The 18,114-nt window shown below is 59.4% G+C and carries 15 protein-coding genes; 13 read left to right on the plus strand and 2 right to left on the minus strand.

Annotation, left to right across the window (positions count from 1 at the left end; translation table 11 throughout):
- Positions 1–2: 2 nt before the first annotated feature.
- From hisD to GOW09_RS04075, 7 genes are read left to right on the plus strand one after another with little or no spacing between them, the layout of a single operon-like run.
- Positions 3–1,310 (plus strand): histidinol dehydrogenase, encoded by a 1,308-nt coding sequence (hisD, locus tag GOW09_RS04045; protein ID WP_171115843.1) that lies wholly within the window; start codon positions 3–5, stop codon positions 1,308–1,310.
- Positions 1,303–2,064: an SDR family NAD(P)-dependent oxidoreductase gene (locus GOW09_RS04050; RefSeq protein WP_171115845.1), complete on the plus strand. Its 762-nt coding sequence runs from the start codon at positions 1,303–1,305 to the stop codon at positions 2,062–2,064. The genes hisD and GOW09_RS04050 overlap by 8 nt, the downstream gene beginning before the upstream one ends.
- On the plus strand, positions 2,061–3,041 hold the full coding sequence (locus GOW09_RS04055; protein ID WP_171115847.1) for a zinc-binding dehydrogenase: 981 nt from the start codon (positions 2,061–2,063) through the stop codon (positions 3,039–3,041). Before GOW09_RS04050 ends, GOW09_RS04055 begins: the two co-directional genes overlap by 4 nt.
- A gap of 23 nt (positions 3,042–3,064) precedes the next feature.
- Positions 3,065–3,475 (plus strand): universal stress protein, encoded by a 411-nt coding sequence (locus tag GOW09_RS04060; RefSeq protein ID WP_171115849.1) that lies wholly within the window; start codon positions 3,065–3,067, stop codon positions 3,473–3,475.
- 49 nt (positions 3,476–3,524) lie between these two features.
- On the plus strand, positions 3,525–4,031 hold the full coding sequence (comD, locus tag GOW09_RS04065; RefSeq protein WP_152458032.1) for a sulfopyruvate decarboxylase subunit alpha: 507 nt from the start codon (positions 3,525–3,527) through the stop codon (positions 4,029–4,031).
- Positions 4,028–4,582 (plus strand): sulfopyruvate decarboxylase subunit beta, encoded by a 555-nt coding sequence (comE, locus tag GOW09_RS04070; RefSeq protein ID WP_171115851.1) that lies wholly within the window; start codon positions 4,028–4,030, stop codon positions 4,580–4,582. The genes comD and comE overlap by 4 nt, the downstream gene beginning before the upstream one ends.
- Positions 4,582–5,688, plus strand: a complete 1,107-nt coding sequence (locus tag GOW09_RS04075; RefSeq protein WP_171115853.1) for an alpha-hydroxy acid oxidase — start codon at positions 4,582–4,584, stop codon at positions 5,686–5,688. The genes comE and GOW09_RS04075 overlap by 1 nt, the downstream gene beginning before the upstream one ends.
- Before the next feature lie 52 nt (positions 5,689–5,740).
- On the opposite strand, the gene GOW09_RS04080 is transcribed toward GOW09_RS04075, so the two are convergent.
- Entirely contained in the window at positions 5,741–7,786 is a 2,046-nt protein-coding gene (locus GOW09_RS04080; RefSeq protein WP_171116544.1) for an ASKHA domain-containing protein, read from the minus strand.
- A 216-nt stretch (positions 7,787–8,002) separates the two neighbouring features.
- Here GOW09_RS04080 and guaB point away from each other — a divergent pair, with 216 nt between their 5' ends.
- From guaB to GOW09_RS04095, 3 genes are all read left to right on the plus strand, one after another.
- On the plus strand, positions 8,003–9,451 hold the full coding sequence (gene guaB / locus GOW09_RS04085; protein ID WP_170344221.1) for an IMP dehydrogenase: 1,449 nt from the start codon (positions 8,003–8,005) through the stop codon (positions 9,449–9,451).
- A 92-nt stretch (positions 9,452–9,543) separates the two neighbouring features.
- Positions 9,544–10,701: an RsmB/NOP family class I SAM-dependent RNA methyltransferase gene (locus GOW09_RS04090; RefSeq protein WP_171115855.1), complete on the plus strand. Its 1,158-nt coding sequence runs from the start codon at positions 9,544–9,546 to the stop codon at positions 10,699–10,701.
- A 109-nt stretch (positions 10,702–10,810) separates the two neighbouring features.
- The gene (locus GOW09_RS04095; RefSeq protein ID WP_171115856.1) at positions 10,811–13,102 is read left to right on the plus strand and encodes an ATP-binding protein; all 2,292 of its coding nucleotides are present in this window, start codon (positions 10,811–10,813) and stop codon (positions 13,100–13,102) included.
- Positions 13,103–13,107: 5 nt separating this feature from the next.
- On the opposite strand, the gene GOW09_RS04100 is transcribed toward GOW09_RS04095, so the two are convergent.
- On the minus strand, positions 13,108–13,701 hold the full coding sequence (locus GOW09_RS04100; protein ID WP_171115859.1) for a sulfotransferase family 2 domain-containing protein: 594 nt from the start codon (positions 13,699–13,701) through the stop codon (positions 13,108–13,110).
- 192 nt (positions 13,702–13,893) lie between these two features.
- On the opposite strand from GOW09_RS04100, the gene recA reads away from it, so the two are divergent.
- The 3 genes from recA (at position 13,894) to GOW09_RS04115 (ending at position 18,098) form a co-directional block, all read left to right on the plus strand.
- Complete coding sequence (recA, locus tag GOW09_RS04105) at positions 13,894–14,961, plus strand: recombinase RecA (protein WP_152458025.1); 1,068 nt, start codon at positions 13,894–13,896, stop codon at positions 14,959–14,961.
- A gap of 175 nt (positions 14,962–15,136) precedes the next feature.
- Positions 15,137–17,809 (plus strand): alanine--tRNA ligase, encoded by a 2,673-nt coding sequence (gene alaS, locus GOW09_RS04110; protein ID WP_171115861.1) that lies wholly within the window; start codon positions 15,137–15,139, stop codon positions 17,807–17,809.
- 1 nt (position 17,810) lies between these two features.
- A complete protein-coding gene (locus tag GOW09_RS04115; protein ID WP_171115863.1) occupies positions 17,811–18,098 on the plus strand; it encodes a DUF1330 domain-containing protein in 288 nt (95 codons plus the stop codon).
- Positions 18,099–18,114: the final 16 nt, after the last annotated feature.

Raw genomic sequence — 18,114 nt, forward strand, 5'->3', positions numbered from 1 at the left:
ACATGCCTCGTGAATATTTGAAAAAGGCGACTTTAACCGCTCAATCACATGCCTCAGAGGTGCATGATACGGTCAAGACCATCCTTGCCGACATCGAGGCTGGTGGCGATGCCAAGGCGCTGGAATACGCCGTCAAGTTCGACAAGTTCGAAGGAAATGTCCTGATGACGCAGGACGAGATTGATGCCGCCATCGCGCTGGTGCCGGAAAAACTGAAGGCCGATATACGCTTTGCCCATGACAACGTCCGACGCTTTGCCGAGACGCAGAAGGCCACCGTGTCGGACGTACAGATGGAGATCGTTCCCGGTTTCGTTGCGGGGCAAAAGGCGATCCCGGTGGATGCGGCAGGATGCTATGTTCCCGGTGGGCGCTACAGCCATATCGCCAGCGCGATCATGACGGTGACAACGGCCAAGGTCGCCGGGTGCCGTCATATCACCGCCTGTTCTCCTCCGCGACCGGGCGAAGGTGTTGCGCCCGCGATTGTCTATGCCGCGCATATCTGCGGAGCCGACAGCATTCTGGCCATGGGCGGTGTACAGGGCGTGGCTGCCATGACCTATGGTTTGTTCGGTTTGCCGCGCGCCAATATCCTTGTGGGGCCGGGCAACCAGTTCGTGGCCGAAGCCAAGCGCATCCTGTACGGCAAGGTTGGCATCGACATGATCGCGGGTCCGACCGACAGCCTGATCCTTGCCGACAGTTCCGCGGACGCCCACGTGGTGGCAACCGATCTGGTCAGTCAGGCAGAGCACGGGTACAATTCGCCCGTCTGGCTGGTAACGGATGATCGCGACCTTGCGCAGAAAGTCATGGAGCTGGTTCCGGTTTTGATCGACGATCTGCCAGAGCTGAACCGCGAAAATGCCTCGGCCGCGTGGCGCGACTATGCCGAAGTCATTGTTTGTTCCGACCGCGAAGAGATGGCAGCCTGTTCCGATGAATATGCGCCCGAGCACCTTACGGTTCAGGCCGAGGATCTGGATTGGTGGCTGGATCGCCTGACCTGCTATGGTTCGCTGTTCCTGGGTGAGGAAACCACCGTGTCCTACGGGGACAAGGCAACCGGAACGAACCATGTTCTGCCGACTTCGGGTGCGGCCAGTTACACCGGCGGTTTGAGTGTACACAAATACATGAAGATCGTCACCTGGCAGCGGGCCACACGTGAAGGATCGAAATCGATCGCCGAAGCCACCGCACGGATTTCCCGACTGGAAGGTATGGAAGGTCACGCTCGCGCAGCGGATGTGCGTCTGGCCAAGTATTTCCCGGATGAGCAGTTCGATCTGACCGCTGATGGATGACCCGCGCACATTGTTTGACCTGACGGGCCGGGTGGCCTGCATCACCGGCGCCAGTTCGGGGCTGGGGCGGCAGGTAGCGCGAACGCTTGCCGCGGCCGGCGCGCGTGTTGTCGGCGTGGCGCGTCGCAGCGACGCGTTGGCGCAGATGCAGACCGATATCGGCGAAGATGCAGAAGCCGTCGTTGCTGATGTTGCGGATCGTGCCGGAATCGGCGGGCTGGTGCAGGTGATCAATTCCAAGTACGGCGCACCGGATATTCTGGTGCATGCGGCCGGGGTCAACACGCGTGAGGTCGCCGACGAAGTGACACCTGGTGGCTGGGATGCCACGCTTGCCCTGAACCTCAGCGCGCCGTTTTTCCTCAGCCAGGCGATGGTGCCCGAAATGAAAAAGAAGGGGTGGGGGCGCATCGTCAATTTCGCCTCGCTGCAAACGACGCGGGCCTTTCCGGGCGGCGTTGCCTATGGCGCGACCAAGGCGGGGATCGCGCAATTGACCCGTGCCATGGCCGAAGCCTGGTCGCCCTTTGGCATTACCGCCAACGCAATCGGTCCGGGGTTCTTTCCGACCGAGCTGACTCAGGCCGTGTTTGACGACCCCCAGCGCGCGGAACGCAACGCCGCTCAAACCTGCATAGGGCGCAATGGGCGGATGCAGGATATCGACGGGCCGATCCTGTTTTTGTGCTCGAACGCGTCCGGCTATGTCACGGGGCAGGTTCTTATGGTTGATGGAGGGTTCACAGCCAAATGAAGGCACTGGTTTACCAAGGTGTGGAACAGATGGTGTTCGGTGATGTGCCGGATGCCGAGGCCGGTCCGTCCGAGCATTTGATCCGGATCGAGGCGGTTGGCATCTGCGGCTCGGACATGCACGCCTATCTGGGCCATGATGCCCGCCGTCCGGCTCCGCTGATTCTGGGGCACGAGGCGGCCGGTGTGATTGTTGACGGTATACGAGCCGGTGATCGTGTCACGATCAATCCGCTGGTAAGCTGCGGGAAATGCGCGGCCTGCCTTGCTGGTCGTGAAAACCTGTGCCCGGATCGCCAGATCATCTCGATGCCGCCGCGCGAAGGGGCGTTTGCTCAATACGTCACCATGCCTGCCAGCAATCTTGTTGAGGTCCCGGAGGATGTTTCGTTTGCCAAAGCCGCGCTGGCGGAACCGCTTGCCGTCAGCTGGCATACGGTCCGGTTGGGGATCGAGGCTCTGCATCCTGCGATGGACCGTCGCGCACTGGTGATCGGCGGTGGGGCCATAGGCCTTGCGGCGGCGTTGGCCTTGCGGGCAATGGGCGTTGACGATGTGACCATCGCGGAACCAAACCAGCTGCGTCGCAACTACCTGGCGAAAATCGAAAGCTTTGCGCTGGTGGAGTCAGCCAAAGGGACTTACCCGTTGGTCATAGATGCCGTGGGGTACGCTGCGACGCGGTCGGTTGCCTCGGCCATGGCCGAACCGGGCGGCGTGATCGCGCATGTGGGTTTGGGTGAGGATACCGGTGGTCTGGATGTTCGCCGGATGACCTTGCAGGAAATCACATTCATAGGGACTTACACATACACCGCCAAAGACTTTCGCCAGACGGCTCAGGCGATCTTTGACGGGCGGCTGGGGGCTCTGGACTGGATAGAAGAACGCGCTCTGGCCGACGGCGCGCAAGCGTTTTGCGATATCCGGTCTGGCGCCGTGGCCGCACCGAAGATTATCCTGAGACCCTGGGGATAGAACTGACAGAACTGGAGACCTTCATGTACACAAAAATACTGGTCCCGTTAGCTTTGGATCACGGCATATCGCAACACACACTGGAAATCGCACGGGCCTTGTCAGGAGAGGGCGCAGAAATAATTGCGCTGCATGTCTACGAGATGCCTCAGGGATCGGTCAGCGCCTATCTGGACAAATCGGTTGTCGCCGAAGGGTTCGAACGGGCCCGTTTGCAACTGTTGCAAAAAGTCGAAGGGCTTGAAGGAGTGACGGCCGAAATCGTCAAAGGCCATACCGCGCGGTCCATCATCGACTATGCCAGCAGCAAGGATGTCGACTGTATCGTAATCGGCTCGCACAAGCCGGACCTGAGCGACTACTTCCTTGGATCGACCGCTTCGCGCGTCGTCCGCCATGCCCCCTGTGCCGTACACGTGCACCGAAGGGCCTGAATTCCTCAATCGCGCGTCTAGCGCCCCAAACAGGACCAAAAGCTGGATCATGAACATAGACAAAAAGATCACCGACGATCTGGTGGCCAACGATATCTCGTTTGTCACCACTGTCCCGTGCAAGCAATTGGCAGGTGTCATCGCGGAAATCGACGAGCGCGAAGGCATCTATCACATCCCGTCCAACAAGGAAGACGAAGGGATGGGCCTGTGTGCAGGGGCTTGGATGGGCGGCAAGCGGCCCGCGATCATCATGCAGAACACAGCCATTGGCGTAACGATCAATACGCTGGCCACGCTGATCCAGTATTACCGGATGCCGCTGCCGATGCTGATATCGTACCGGGGGGAATTGCGCGAACCCATTGCCTGCCAGGTTGAAATGGCGGTTCACACCAAGGCGCTGCTGGCTCAGCTGAACATCCCCACCTACCACTTCCACCATCAGGCCGATGTCGAAGAGCTCGACGCGATCCTGAAATACACATTCATGTGCAACAAGCCGGTCGCCATCCTGACCGACGCCAATTTCTGGGGAGGCTATGGCGACCAATGATCCGTTCTGAAATTCTGAAGGAAATCGCCCCGATCCTGCGTGATCAACTGGTTGTCTGCAACATCGGCATTCCCAGCCAGGAACTGCATGCCATCGACGACCAGCCCACCAACTTCTACATGCTTGGCACCATGGGGCTTGCGTCCTCGATCGGTCTGGGGCTGGCGCTGTCGCAGCCGAAGCCGGTGATCGTGATCGACGGCGACGGCTCGATCCTGACCAATCTGGGCACCCTGCCAACGATCGCCAACAACGTGGCGGACAATTACATCCTGCTGATCGTGGACAATGGCTCGTACGGCTCGACCGGCGATCAGCCGACCTATGCGGGGCAAAAGACCTCGCTGGCCAAAATGGCCGAGGCCGCCGGGTGTGAGCGCGTGATCGAATGTGCCGCCGAAGACACCGGGCGTGTGCTGCAAGAGGCGCTGGATGTCAAACAGATGACCATCATCGTCAGCAAATGCGAAAGCGGCAATGCCAAGATGCCGCCGATCACGATGGATCCGGTGGTCATCCGCGACCGCTTCATGAAGGCCGTTCAGGCCTGATGGGCGCAAGCGCCATCCACAGCGCCGAGGACGCCCGCCGCCTGGCGCGGCGGCGTCTTCCGTGGATGGTGTTCGACTATATTGATGGTGCCGCCGGGGCCGAGATGGGTGCCGGTCGCAATCGGTCCGCTTTGGATGCAATGATCTTGCGCCCGCGTATCCTGCGCGACGTCAGTGAAAGATCTCTGGCAAGTTCGCTGTTCGACCGGCCCGCGAAACGCCCGTTTGGTATCGCGCCGATGGGCATGTGCAATTTGTCCGCGCCGGGGGCCGACTTGATGCTGGCCCGCATCGCGGCACGCCACGAGGTGCCACTTGGGGTTTCGACTGTGGCCTCGACCGCGATGGAGGATCTGATCGTCGAAGCGGAAGGCCATGCCTGGTTCCAGCTGTATTTCAGCGGCGATGGCAGCGACACATTCAAGCTGGTCGATCGCGCCAAGGCGGCGGGGTACGAGACACTGGTGCTGACCGTGGATGTGCCCGAGGTTGGCCGACGCCCGCGCGAGTTGCGTCATGGGTTCAAAATGCCCTTCAAAATGGGGCCAAAGCAGGTGATGGATTTTGCCTTGCACCCCCGGTGGTCCTTGCCGGTCCTGCTGAAAGGCAAGCCGGAAATGGCGAATTTCCGGATGGATGGCTACGATTTCGACCGCACTGAAAGCCGCGCCAAGGCCACGTGGGAGACATTGGCCCGTCTGCGCGACCAGTGGACCGGAAATCTGGTGGTCAAAGGCGTATTGGACGCAGACGACGCGAAAAGGCTCAAGTCAGCGGGCGTGGACGCCATTCAGGTCTCAAGCCATGGTGCACGCCAGTTGGAAAGTGCGCCCGCGCCAATCACGGTTCTGCCCGAGATACGCAAGGCCGTCGGTCCGGATTTTTCGCTTTTCTACGACAGCGGGCTGCGTTCTGGTGAAGACGTCCTCAAGGCACTTGCGAACGGGGCGGACTTTGCCTTTTTCGGTCGCATCCTTCAATTTGCAATAGCGGCCGAAGGCGAAGCGGGCCTTGAACAGCTATGGTCGGTACTCAGCGAAGAAATGAGCATCGCCATGGCCCAACTAGGCGTCACGTCGCTGGACGAGGTCCGACGCAACGCCTGATATGGGTGAGGACAATGACCCGAGGTTTCCCACGGGTCACTGAACTGTCGGTTTAACCGCGGCGCCTGCGACGACGTCCGCCACCTGCTTCGGTCTCGCCGCCGGTGTTGAAGCTTGGGTTGGGCAGCGTGACAACCTGGGCCAGTTCCGGGAACGGGTCGGTCTTGTGCGGGATCGCATTGGCGGCCACGAAATGATCCTGAAACTTCGGCTCAATGGCGGTTTCGATCTTGGTGATCTCGCGCACGACGCGCTCGATCTCGGCGCGCGATCCGATATTGCACAGCGCGATACGTGCGCCGGTGCCTGCGGCGTTGCCCGCGCTGGAGACTTTATCCAGTGGCGCGTCGGGTATCATTCCCAGCACCATGGCGTGTTTGGTCGAGATATGCGCGCCGAACGCACCGGCCAGAACCACGCGATCCACCTTTTCGACATTCATTTCGTCCATCAGCAGGCGTGCACCTGCGTACAATGCTGATTTCGCAAGCTGGATGGCACGGATGTCACCCTGCGTGACCGTGATGCGGGGGCCACCCTCGGCGCTGGCATCGTGGATCAGATAGGCATGTGTGCGACCTTCGGGCACGCAGCGGGCAGTGCCGGTCTGTTCCGCCGATCCGATCAGGCCGCCTTCGTCCAGCAGGCCTGCGATACGCATCTCGGCCACTGCCTCGATGATACCGGATCCGCAGATGCCTGTGATCCCGGTCGTGGCGATTTCCTGATCAAAGCCGTCTTCGTCGGACCATTTATCCGACCCGATAACGCGGAACCGGGGTTCCTTGGTGACAGGGTCGATCTCGATTCTCTCGATCGCCCCGGGTGCGGCGCGCTGGCCTGAACTGATCTGAGCGCCTTCAAAGGCAGGCCCGGTGGGCGAGGAGCAGGCGAGCACGCGGCTGGTATTGCCAAGCAGGATTTCGGCGTTGGTGCCCACGTCGACGATCAGAACCAGATCCTGCGACTTTCCGGGTTCTTCGGACAGGGCCACCGCCGCGCAGTCCGCGCCCACATGGCCCGCGATACAGGGCAGGATATAGACCTGCGCGCGTGGGTTCATGGTTGTCAGATCCATCTCGCGGGCGGGCAGGGACATGCTTTCCGACGTTGCCAGCGCAAACGGGGCCTGACCCAGTTCCACCGGGTCCAGACCCAGCAGCAAGTGATGCATGACCGGGTTGCAGACGAACACAGTTTCCACGATCAAAGAGGCATCGATGCCTGCCTCTTCGGCAATCGACGTGACCAGGTCATTGATTGCCTCGCGCACTGCCTTAGTCATCTCCTGATCACCGCCGGGGTTCATCATGGAATACGAAACACGGCTCATCAGGTCTTCGCCGAACCGGATCTGGGGATTCATGAGGCCAGAGGATGCCTTGACCTCGCCGGTTTCCAGATCGGTCAGATGCGCGGCGATGGTGGTCGAGCCGAGGTCGATGGCCAGACCATACAGCCCGCCTTCATGCAGGCCGGGCCAGATTTCGACGATACGCGCCACGCTGTCCTTGTGACCTTTGTGGAGCGCCACGGTGACTTCCCATTTGCCCTTGCGCAGAACCGGTTGAAGTTTGGACATCAGCGTCAGGTCCGCCGTGACGGCTTCGATGTCCCACTGTTCGCGCAACGCGCGCTCAAGCCGTTCCAGATCACCGGTGGGCGAATGCATGTCGGGTTCTTCCACCACAACGAAGTAAAGGCGCGTGGCCGGGTCCATCGTGATGGCACGCGCGGCTGCCGCCTTGCGCACGACCTGCCGGTGCACCTGGCTTTCGGGCGGTACGTCGATCACCACATTGCCCTGAACCGAGGCCTGACAGCCCAGACGGCGGCCCGGTTTCAGACCGCGCTTGTCGTCATAACGCTGTTCGACGGCGTTCCATTCGCTCAACGCATCCTCTGACACCGTGACGCCGTGCTTGGGAAATTCGCCATAGCTGGGTGTGATCTGGCACTTTGAACAGATGCCGCGGCCCCCGCAGACCGAATCCAGATCCACCCCCAATTGACGGGCCGCCGTCAGAATTGGGGTGCCGACGGGGAAGTGCCCGCGTTTGCCGGACGGGGTAAAGACGACAAGAGGGTCGGTGGTCATCAGTGACATACCTTTTCATATTCGCGCGTATGCCGTGCAAGATATGGGTTTGCGCGAAAAGGGAAAGGCCATCAGCGGCACGATCTGCACAACGAGCGTCGTTTTCTTCCACTGCATCGACAACCAGAGCCAAAGAGTTGCCCCCAAGGGCTTTTCCTTTGGTTCAATCCATGTAATAGGGTCACCGCCAAACGGGCTTTTGCATGGGGTATTCAGATGCAGATTCGTGAGGCACTTACCTTTGACGACGTTCTCCTGGTTCCGGGCGCATCTTCCGTGCTGCCGGCAACGGCGGATACGACCACGCGTGTGACGCGCGAAATCACCATGAATATCCCATTGCTGAGTTCGGCCATGGACACCGTGACCGAGGCGCGCATGGCCATTGCCATGGCTCAGGCGGGCGGCATCGGTGTGGTTCACAAGAACCTTTCGGTGGAAGAACAGGCCCGCGAAGTCCGCCGGGTCAAGCGGTTTGAATCCGGTATTGTCTATAACCCGGTGACATTGCGGGTGGATCAGACATTGGCCGACGCCAATGCGCTGGTACAGCGCTACAACTTCACCGGTTTTCCGGTCGTCGACGAGCAGGGCCGCGTGGTGGGTATCCTGACCAACCGCGACATGCGCTTTGCGAACTCGGACGATACGCCGGTACACGCGATGATGACTTCGGAAAACCTGGCGATGCTACAGGAACCGGCCGATCTGGAAGAAGCCAAAAGCCTGATGCGGGCGCGCCGTATCGAAAAGCTGCTGGTCGTGGATGGTGAAGGCAAGCTGACCGGTCTTCTGACGCTGAAGGATACGGAACAGGCCGTTTTGAACCCAACCGCTTGCAAGGACCGCCTGGGTCGCCTGCGGGTCGCTGCGGCGACGTCGGTCGGGGATGCCGGATTCGAACGGTCCGAGCAATTGGTGGATTCGGGTGTCGACATCATCGTCGTCGATACGGCGCATGGTCATTCTCAGGGCGTGCTGGACGCTGTGAGGCGGGTCAAGACCCTGTCGAACGAGGTTCAAATCATTGCCGGCAACGTTGCAACCGGCGAGGCGACCAAAGCGCTGATCGATGCTGGTGCCGACGCGATCAAGGTGGGTATTGGCCCGGGGTCGATCTGTACCACACGGATGGTGGCGGGGGTTGGTGTTCCTCAGTTGACCGCGATCAGCGATTGTGCGGCAGCAGCGGGCGACGTTCCGGTCATCGCGGATGGCGGTATCAAGTTCTCGGGTGACTTTGCAAAGGCGATTGCCGCCGGGGCATCCTGTGCCATGGTCGGGTCGATGATTGCGGGCACCGACGAAAGCCCGGGCGAGGTGATCCTGTATCAGGGCCGTTCGTTCAAATCCTATCGCGGGATGGGCAGCCTGGGTGCAATGGCGCGCGGATCAGCCGACCGCTATTTCCAGAAAGATGCAGCCAATGACAAACTGGTGCCCGAAGGCATCGAAGGGCAGGTGCCCTACAAAGGCTCGGCCAGTGCCGTAATCCACCAGTTGGTTGGCGGCTTGCGTGCGGCGATGGGGTATACCGGCTGCGCCACCATCGAAGAGATGCGCAAGAACTGCAATTTCGTGAAAATTACCGGCGCCGGTCTGAAGGAGAGCCACGTGCACGATGTTCAGATCACCCGCGAAAGCCCGAACTACCGGGTCATGTAAGCCATCCAGCAAGACACAAGGCACTCGCGAGCGGGTGCCATTTTACCAATTGGATCGGCCAGCCGGGCCCATTTCCTCCGAGGTATTCCACCATGACACCCGCCGCCCGTGTTCAGGCCTCGATCGAAATTCTGGATGATATTCTGGCTGGCGCGCCGGTCGAAAAAGCACTCACCGGCTGGGCGCGGCGCAGTCGCTTTGCTGGATCCAAGGATCGCGCGGCCATTCGCGATCACGTATTCGACGCGCTACGACGTAAGCGCTCGTACGCTGCGTTGGGAGGGTCCGACACCGGGCGCGGTTTGATGATCGGTGCGACCCGTGCGTCAGGCTGGGATCTGGCCGACCTGTTCACCGGCGACCGTCACGCTCCGATGCCGGTTGAGGAAACGGAAACGGCGCGAGATTTCGCGTCCGAGGCCGAAAGATATGACATTCCGGAGTGGCTGTGGCCTCGGTTCGTTGACTCTCTGAAGGATGCCTTGGTTCCTTGCGTGATGTCATTGCAGAACCGGGCGCCCGTTCAACTGCGGGTCAACTTGCGAATAACCGATCTTGGCGGGGCCATCGATGCCTTGAAGTCCGAGGGCGTGATCGCCCATCCGGTTCAGGTATGCCAAACCGCGCTCGAGGTGACAGAGGGGGCCCGGCGCATTGCCCAAAGCCAGGCCTATGCCCGGGGTCTGGTCGAGCTTCAGGACGCTGCAAGCCAGGCGGTCGTGGCCGCGCTGGATCTGCGGCCGGGGATGCGTGTTCTGGATTATTGCGCGGGTGGTGGCGGCAAGGCGCTGGCGCTTGCTGCGCACGAGGGCGTCGACGTGTTTGCACATGATGTGAATGCCGGTCGCATGAAGGATATTCCGACCCGGGCGGAACGAGCAGGTGCAAAGATAACCATCCTCAACTCCGATGACCTTACAGGTGTTGATCCGTTTGATGTGGTTTTGGTTGATGCGCCGTGCTCTGGCAGCGGATCGTGGCGAAGGGCGCCGGCCGGGAAATGGGCCTTGACCGAGGATCGCTTGCGGGACCTCACCGCCATTCAGGCCGGTATTCTATCGGACATTGCGCCTTTGGTGCATCCGGGCGGCCTGCTGGCTTACGCAACCTGTTCGGTTCTGAACGATGAAAACGGCAAGATCATAGACGATTTTCTGGATCAGTTTTCCCAGTGGCGGGAAACCTTCCGGAAAACGTGGCACGTTACACACGAATCTGACGGGTTCTTTACGTCGCACTTGACGCGCTGAGTTTTTGGCAAATAACAACCTTGGGTAGATCGCTGCTTTCCGAACGCCGTTAAGCGGGAATTAACCAATTTTGGCCGTTATAGCCGATACCTTTGCGCCCGAGCCGTTTATGTCTGACACAGCAGAATTTTTCAGCGACCCATCTCTTGTCCACACGCCTTCCGCATCTCGTCTATGGTCGTTGGTGGCGGTGGCATTGTTGATCAGCATTGCCCCCATGGTCGGGTTGCTGCCACCGAATTGGACCATGGGCATGATGGTCGCGGGAACTTCACTTTTGATCGTTGCACTATGCGTCGTGATCAAGGGCCAGGTCCACGCCAGACATGCGCAACAAGCCACTGCCGTCATGGCCGCGTTTGCAGAACAGGAAGAGTCACCTTTCCTGATCGCAAACACCTATGGCGACGTTCTGGCGTCCAACGCATCAGCGCGGGAACAGTTCGGTGCGGCGAAAGGAGCCAGCCTTGAAAACTGCCTCAGTTCGACGTTCTCGACCCCTCAGGTGATTTTGTTGAGGTTGCAATCTCAGGCCCGATCATTCGGTCGGGCCCGCGAAGACTGCGTGATCGGGGGAAACACAAGCAGTGTAACCGTGTTTCTATTGGCTCCCGACATTTTTTGCTGGCGGTTTCAACAGTCAGAACAGGAAAGCTGGCAGTCTTTCAACCTGCCGGTTCTGACCATCGGATGCGCGGATGACGTGGTGCGCCCGATTCCGGCGGCGAAAAAGTTGCTTGGGCCGCGTCCCGGTCGGGTTCGCGACATCTTCGGTGATGCTGACCCCCGGATCGGAGCCTCAAACATCATCAAGTCACAGGACGGAATGATTTCGGTCGCTGTGACGGAACTTTCCCGATCCAGCAAGGAACGAAGCCTTGGGTTGGTGCCGCTCATTGAAACTCAGGCGCCCGGGGCCAGCACGTCTTTTGCAGATCTTCCGGTTCCGGTTCTCACCCTGTCTCCGGCGGGGGCCATTCTGAATGCCAACAGGCTGGCGAATAAGCTGCTGGGAAATGAAAACCTGGAAGGCACGAACATAGCCGACATCATGCGGGGTATGGGGCACCCCATTCTGGATTGGCTGGCGCGGACGGCCGCGCAAGAAGACGCGCAACGATCCGAGTTTCTTCAGTTGACCCGAAAAGACAAGGAAGTCTTCGTACAGGTCACGCTGAGCCGTGTCGTTGTCGATGGTAAGATCTGTCTGATCGCGGTTCTGAATGATGCGACCGAGTTGAAGACTTTGGAGGCTCAATTCGTCCAAGGGCAGAAAATGCAAGCTGTGGGTCAATTGGCCGGCGGGGTCGCACATGATTTCAACAACCTGCTGACGGCCATTTCCGGGCACTGCGATCTGCTGTTGTTGCGTCACGATCAGAATGACCCGGATTATGGGGATCTGGTTCAGATCAATCAGAACGCCAACCGGGCCGCTGCGCTGGTCAGCCAGCTTCTGGCATTCTCGCGCAAACAGACTCTCAGGCCCGAAGTCTTGGATTTGCGCGACACGATCTCGGATCTCATTCACTTGTTGAACCGCCTTGTGGGCGAGAAAGTTCTGCTGACCCTCAGCCATGATCCGGTGTTAAAGCCGGTTCGGGCGGACAAACGGCAGTTGGAACAGGTGTTGATGAACCTTGTCGTCAACGCGCGCGATGCCATGCCTGACGGGGGCGAGATCCGTATCGAGACCGAGGTGTTGAACCTGTCGCAACCGCTCAGCAGGGACAGGGCGACCGTCCAGCCCGGCGAATACGTTACGGTCAGGGTCATGGACAGCGGTGTGGGAATTCCTGCCGACAAACTGCAAAAGGTTTTCGAGCCGTTCTATACGACAAAGCGTACGGGCGAGGGGACAGGGCTTGGGCTTTCAACAGCGTATGGTATCGTCAAGCAGACGGGCGGTTTCATCTTTGTCGACAGTACGGTGGGTCGAGGCACCGAATTCACCGTCTTTCTACCGGTTTGCGCCACGGTGGCAGTGGCTGAACAGGACACTCCAGCCCAGCCCGAAGCTCAAAGCGCCCGGCAAGGAGAGGGCGTCGTGCTTTTGGTTGAAGACGAAGCGCCGGTGCGCGCCTTTGCAACCCGGGCCCTGCGGCTCAAGGGCTATACCGTGCTGGAAGCGGATTCGGCCGAGGAAGCCCTGCGGCTTCTGGAGGATCCGTCTTTGAACGTGGACGTATTCGTAACGGATGTGGTCATGCCCGGCATGGATGGGCCGACGTGGGTGCGCAAAGCTCGGGAAACACGCCCGGATGCCCGCGTGGTCTTCGTATCGGGTTACACGGAAGGTGCCTTTGGCGATTCAGAACCGGAGATCGCCAATTCAACCTTCCTGCCCAAGCCGTTTTCCCTCACCCAGTTGACCGAGGCGGTTTTCCAACAGCTGAACTGAGTACCCTACAAGGCTGCATCGTGGAGCGCGAATTCCTCTGCGTGTCTTTTGCGAAATTTCTGCCGTGTGTCGGGCGTCAGCGTCAGATCACCCGGTGGTGATACATTCTCTTGCGGCAGGTCGATCTGCATATTCAGTCGCGCTTGCAGGAAGTCGAGAATTTTGTCCTGGTTTTCGTATTTGAAAATATGCGTGGCGCCGCGACCATTGCTGCGGGTACGGAAAAACTGGCTTTGGCTGCCAACATCGGCAAAATCCGGGCGCGGGTTTGTCATATAGGCTTGCACAAACGCATCGAAACTCATGTCTCGGGTCGAATGGACGTGGCCGACCAGATCGGCGCGGCTGCGAAATCGATACCAGCTGCCCAGCCAGTCAACGGGTTCGCGAACAACTGCCAGGATCTCCATCTCGGTATCGTACATCTTCCGAAAAACGTTCTGGAAAAACCGATCATACCTGCGCACCGGAGCATGTTTGAGCTCGGGCGGATGAGTGACAACGATATCAGCGCTATCCCGCAACGCCGTGTGATAAGCCGTGCTGCCGGTTTTCGGAACGGCAAGGAAGGCAAGGCGTTCCTCATAGAAAACAAGCATTTAATTGCTCCAATTGTCATCCGGCTATGCGCGCAGATTGTCGTAAAGGACTTCTTAATACAATTGCTGAAGACTAAATCCCGTAAGTTTTTATTGAAATGTTCTTCTTTTGGTCCCATAAGGAACAAGAGGCGAACAAAGCAGCGATTGCCGCCCGATCAAGGGTGTGACAAAAGGGAAGGCGACAGGACAATGGCGGATCTTCTGACAATGAGCGACAAGAAAAACGCAGACAAGCAAAAGGCGCTCGACAGCGCGCTGGCCCAGATCGAACGGCAGTTCGGCAAAGGCTCCATCATGAAGCTTGGCGAAGGCGCCAAACAGGACATCGACGCAAGTTCGACAGGCTCGCTCGGGCTGGATATTGCGTTGGGAATCGGCGGTCTGCCCATGGGGCGCATTGTTGAGATTTACGGCCCCGAAAGCTCGGGGAAGACGACGCTGACGCTGCATTGCATTGCAGAACAGCAGAAACGCGGCGGCGTCTGCGCCTTTGTTGACGCCGAGCACGCGCTGGACCCGCAATATGCGCGAAAGCTGGGCGTTGATCTGGATGAGCTTCTGATCTCGCAGCCCGATACCGGTGAGCAGGCGCTGGAGATCACCGATACGCTGGTGCGCTCGGGCGCGGTCAACATGGTCGTGGTCGATTCGGTTGCGGCGCTGACGCCGAAATCCGAACTGGAAGGCGACATGGGTGATAGCAATGTCGGCGTTCAGGCCCGACTGATGAGCCAGGCGATGCGGAAACTGACGGGCTCGATCAGCCGCTCGAACTGCATGGTGATCTTCATCAACCAGATCAGGATGAAAATCGGCGTGATGTTCGGCAGCCCCGAAACCACCACCGGCGGAAATGCACTGAAATTCTACAGCTCGGTCCGTCTGGATATCCGGCGCATCGGCGCGATCAAGGACCGGGACGAAGTTGTTGGCAACCAGACGCGCGTCAAGGTCGTCAAGAACAAGGTTGCACCCCCCTTCAAGCAGGTGGAATTCGACATCATGTACGGCGAAGGCATCAGCAAGATGGGCGAACTGCTGGATCTGGGTGTCAAAGCCGGTGTGGTCGAAAAGTCAGGGTCATGGTTCAGCTATGGCGACGAACGGATCGGGCAGGGGCGTGAGAATGCCAAACAATATCTGCGCGACAACAGCCGCATTGCCTTTGAGATCGAAGACAAGATTCGGGCGGCTCACGGGCTGGATTTCGACATGCCTCCGGGCGCAGCCGAGGATGATGACATCCTTGAAGCCTGACGATCGCTGACGGGGTGCGGTACGTTCCCGACCCGACATGTTGTGTTGAAAACACCATGAACAAGGCGGTCCCCGGACCGCCTTGTTTCGTTCGGACGCGCCTCTGCTGTGGACACTCGTTTGACAGGGGGATAAACCTGCGGGGACCAATTTTTTTGTGCGCCGAGAGAGCCCTATGCCAACCCTGAACGACATCCGATCGACCTTTCTGAACTACTTTGAAAAACAGGGGCATGAGGTCGTGGCGTCCAGCCCGCTGGTGCCGCGCAACGACCCGACGCTGATGTTCGTCAATTCGGGCATGGTGCAGTTCAAGAACCTGTTCACCGGATTGGAAACACGTGACTACAAGCGCGCCACCACGGCGCAGAAATGCGTGCGTGCCGGCGGCAAGCACAACGATCTCGACAATGTGGGTTACACGGCGCGCCACCATACATTCTTCGAGATGTTGGGGAACTTCTCGTTTGGTGATTACTTCAAACACGAAGCGATCCCATTCGCGTGGGAGCTGATCACCAGGGAATTTGGGATCGACAAGAACCGCCTGCTGACAACGGTCTATCATACCGATGACGAGGCGTTTGAAATCTGGAAAAAGGTCGGTGTACCCGAAGACCGGATCATCCGCATCGCCACCAGCGACAATTTCTGGCAGATGGGCCCGACCGGCCCCTGCGGCCCGTGTACCGAGATCTTCTACGACCACGGAGACCACATCTGGGGTGGTCCTCCGGGCTCTGCCGAAGAGGACGGCGATCGGTTCATTGAAATCTGGAACGTCGTCTTCATGCAAAACGAGCAGTTCGAAGACGGCTCGATGGTCGAGCTCGACATGCAGTCGATTGATACGGGCATGGGGCTCGAGCGGATCGGTGCATTGTTGCAGGGCAGCCATGACAATTATGACACCGATCTGTTCAAGGCACTGATCGAGGCATCGGCCGATGCAACTGGCGTGGATCCTTACGGGGATCAGAACGTGCACCACCGCGTGATCGCGGACCACCTGCGTTCGACTTCGTTCCTGATTGCTGATGGCGTGATGCCCAGCAATGACGGCCGCGGCTATGTTCTTCGCCGCATCATGCGTCGTGCCATGCGTCATGCGCATCTGTTGGGTGCCAAGGATCCGGTCATGCACCGGCTTGTCCCGGCATTGGTCCAACAGATGGGCGGTCACTATGCCGAGTTGACCCAGGCACAGCCATTGATCGAAGAGACCTTGTTGCTTGAAGAAACGCGTTTCAAGCAGACGCTGGACCGGGGGTTGAGGCTGCTGGACGATGAGGTGTCCGGCCTTTCCGAGGGGGCGCCTTTGTCCGGTGAAGCGGCATTCAAACTGTATGACACCTACGGTTTCCCACTGGACCTGACACAGGATGCTCTGCGTGAAAAAGGCCGGACAGTTGACACCGAAGGCTTTGAAACGGCGATGGCCGAACAAAAGGCCAAAGCGCGGGCTGCCTGGGCCGGGTCCGGTGAAGCCGCGGATCAGGCGGTATGGTTCGATGTTCTGGACAGCGCCGGGGCGACCGACTTCCTTGGCTATGACACCGAGAAAGCCGAAGCTCAGGTTATGGCACTGGTTGTCGACGGTGCCTTGGTTGACAAGATCGAAGCGGGCAACAGCGGCTGGGTCGTGGTGAACCAGACGCCGTTTTATGGCGAAGCTGGTGGCCAGGTGGGCGACACCGGCGAGTTGCGGCGTCTTGAAGATCGCGATCACCTCAGCCGGGTGGAGGACACCAGAAAATTCGCCGATGGGAAGGTCTATGCACATAAGGTGACGGTCTTCAGCGGTGCCGTGTCAAAAGGCGATTCTGTCGAACTGGAAGTCGATCATGCGCGCCGCACGGCAATCCGGGCCAACCATTCGGCCACGCACTTGCTGCATGAAGCGCTGCGGGAAACGCTGGGCGACCATGTGGCGCAACGCGGCTCGCTGAATGCGGCGGATCGTCTGCGGTTCGACTTCAGCCATTCCAAAGCGCTGAGCCTGGAGGAAATCCAGAAGATCGAACGTGAGGTGAACGATTTCGTCCGCCAGAACTCGGCTGTCGAGACACGGGTCATGACACCGGATGACGCGCGCAAACTGGGCGCGCAGGCACTGTTCGGCGAGAAATACGGTGACGAGGTGCGTGTTGTTTCGATGGGCAAGGCACCTACGGGCAAGGGCCATGATGGCGAAACCTGGTCGATCGAACTGTGCGGCGGCACCCACGTGCGCCAGACGGGTGACATCGGCACCTTTGTTATCCTGGGCGACAGCGCAAGCAGTGCCGGCGTGCGCCGCATCGAGGCACTGACCGGAGATGAGGCGTTCCGTTACCTTTCGGCACAGGATCATCGTCTTGCGCAGGTGGCGTCGGAACTGAAGGCGCAGCCGGATGATGTGGTGGCCCGCGTGAAAAGCCTGCTGGAGGAACGCAAGTCATTGCAGAACGAAGTGGCGCAACTGCGTCGAGATCTGGCGATGGCCGGCGGGAACGGGCAGGGCGGTGGTGCCGAAGCGCGTGATGTGAACGGCGTGAAGTTCATAGCGCAGGCCCTCAGCGGGGTGTCCGGCAAGGATCTTCCGGCATTGATCGACGAACACAAGGCGCGTCTTGGGTCGGGGGCGGTGTTGCTCATCGCGGATACCGGCGGCAAGGCCGCGGTTGCGGCTGGCGTCACCGAAGACCTGACAGGAACCGTTTCGGCGGTCGATCTGGTCAAGGCCGCCGTGGTGGAATTGGGCGGCAAGGGCGGCGGCGGTCGCCCGGACATGGCCCAGGGCGGTGGTCGGGATGCGTCGAACGCGGATTCGGCGATCAAGGCCGCAGAACAGGTTTTGGGAGGGTAAGTTGGCTGCACTTTGGATTGCACATGTGACGGTGACCGATGCTGAGGCGTATGGAAAATATGCCGAATTGGCCGGGCCGGCCATTGCCAAGCACGGGGGCACTTTCATCGCCCGTGCGTCGCGTTACGTTCAGTTGGAAGGCAAGGAACGGCCACGCAACGTTGTTGCCCGTTTCCCGTCGCTTGAAGCGGCTGTGGAATGCTACAACTCGGTTGAGTATCAAGAAGCATTGAGTCATGCGCGCGACGCTAGTGAACGTGAATTGGTTGTGGTTGAAATCACGGAGTGAACGTCTGCGTTCACGA

Origin of the sequence: Ruegeria sp. HKCCA5463 (genome assembly GCF_013034175.1) — a bacterium.
Taxonomy (GTDB): domain Bacteria; phylum Pseudomonadota; class Alphaproteobacteria; order Rhodobacterales; family Rhodobacteraceae; genus Ruegeria.

What these genes read in the sequence shown, in the direction of transcription:
- hisD (WP_171115843.1), top strand. Translation starts at nt 3, where the DNA reads ATGCCTCGTGAATATTTGAAAAAGGCGACTTTAACCGCTCAATCACAT.
- GOW09_RS04050 (WP_171115845.1), top strand. Translation starts at nt 1,303, where the DNA reads ATGGATGACCCGCGCACATTGTTTGACCTGACGGGCCGGGTGGCCTGC.
- GOW09_RS04055 (WP_171115847.1), top strand. Translation starts at nt 2,061, where the DNA reads ATGAAGGCACTGGTTTACCAAGGTGTGGAACAGATGGTGTTCGGTGAT.
- GOW09_RS04060 (WP_171115849.1), top strand. Translation starts at nt 3,065, where the DNA reads ATGTACACAAAAATACTGGTCCCGTTAGCTTTGGATCACGGCATATCG.
- comD (WP_152458032.1), top strand. Translation starts at nt 3,525, where the DNA reads ATGAACATAGACAAAAAGATCACCGACGATCTGGTGGCCAACGATATC.
- comE (WP_171115851.1), top strand. Translation starts at nt 4,028, where the DNA reads ATGATCCGTTCTGAAATTCTGAAGGAAATCGCCCCGATCCTGCGTGAT.
- GOW09_RS04075 (WP_171115853.1), top strand. Translation starts at nt 4,582, where the DNA reads ATGGGCGCAAGCGCCATCCACAGCGCCGAGGACGCCCGCCGCCTGGCG.
- GOW09_RS04080 (WP_171116544.1), bottom strand. Translation starts at nt 7,786, where the DNA reads ATGACCACCGACCCTCTTGTCGTCTTTACCCCGTCCGGCAAACGCGGG.
- guaB (WP_170344221.1), top strand. Translation starts at nt 8,003, where the DNA reads ATGCAGATTCGTGAGGCACTTACCTTTGACGACGTTCTCCTGGTTCCG.
- GOW09_RS04090 (WP_171115855.1), top strand. Translation starts at nt 9,544, where the DNA reads ATGACACCCGCCGCCCGTGTTCAGGCCTCGATCGAAATTCTGGATGAT.
- GOW09_RS04095 (WP_171115856.1), top strand. Translation starts at nt 10,811, where the DNA reads ATGTCTGACACAGCAGAATTTTTCAGCGACCCATCTCTTGTCCACACG.
- GOW09_RS04100 (WP_171115859.1), bottom strand. Translation starts at nt 13,701, where the DNA reads ATGCTTGTTTTCTATGAGGAACGCCTTGCCTTCCTTGCCGTTCCGAAA.
- recA (WP_152458025.1), top strand. Translation starts at nt 13,894, where the DNA reads ATGGCGGATCTTCTGACAATGAGCGACAAGAAAAACGCAGACAAGCAA.
- alaS (WP_171115861.1), top strand. Translation starts at nt 15,137, where the DNA reads ATGCCAACCCTGAACGACATCCGATCGACCTTTCTGAACTACTTTGAA.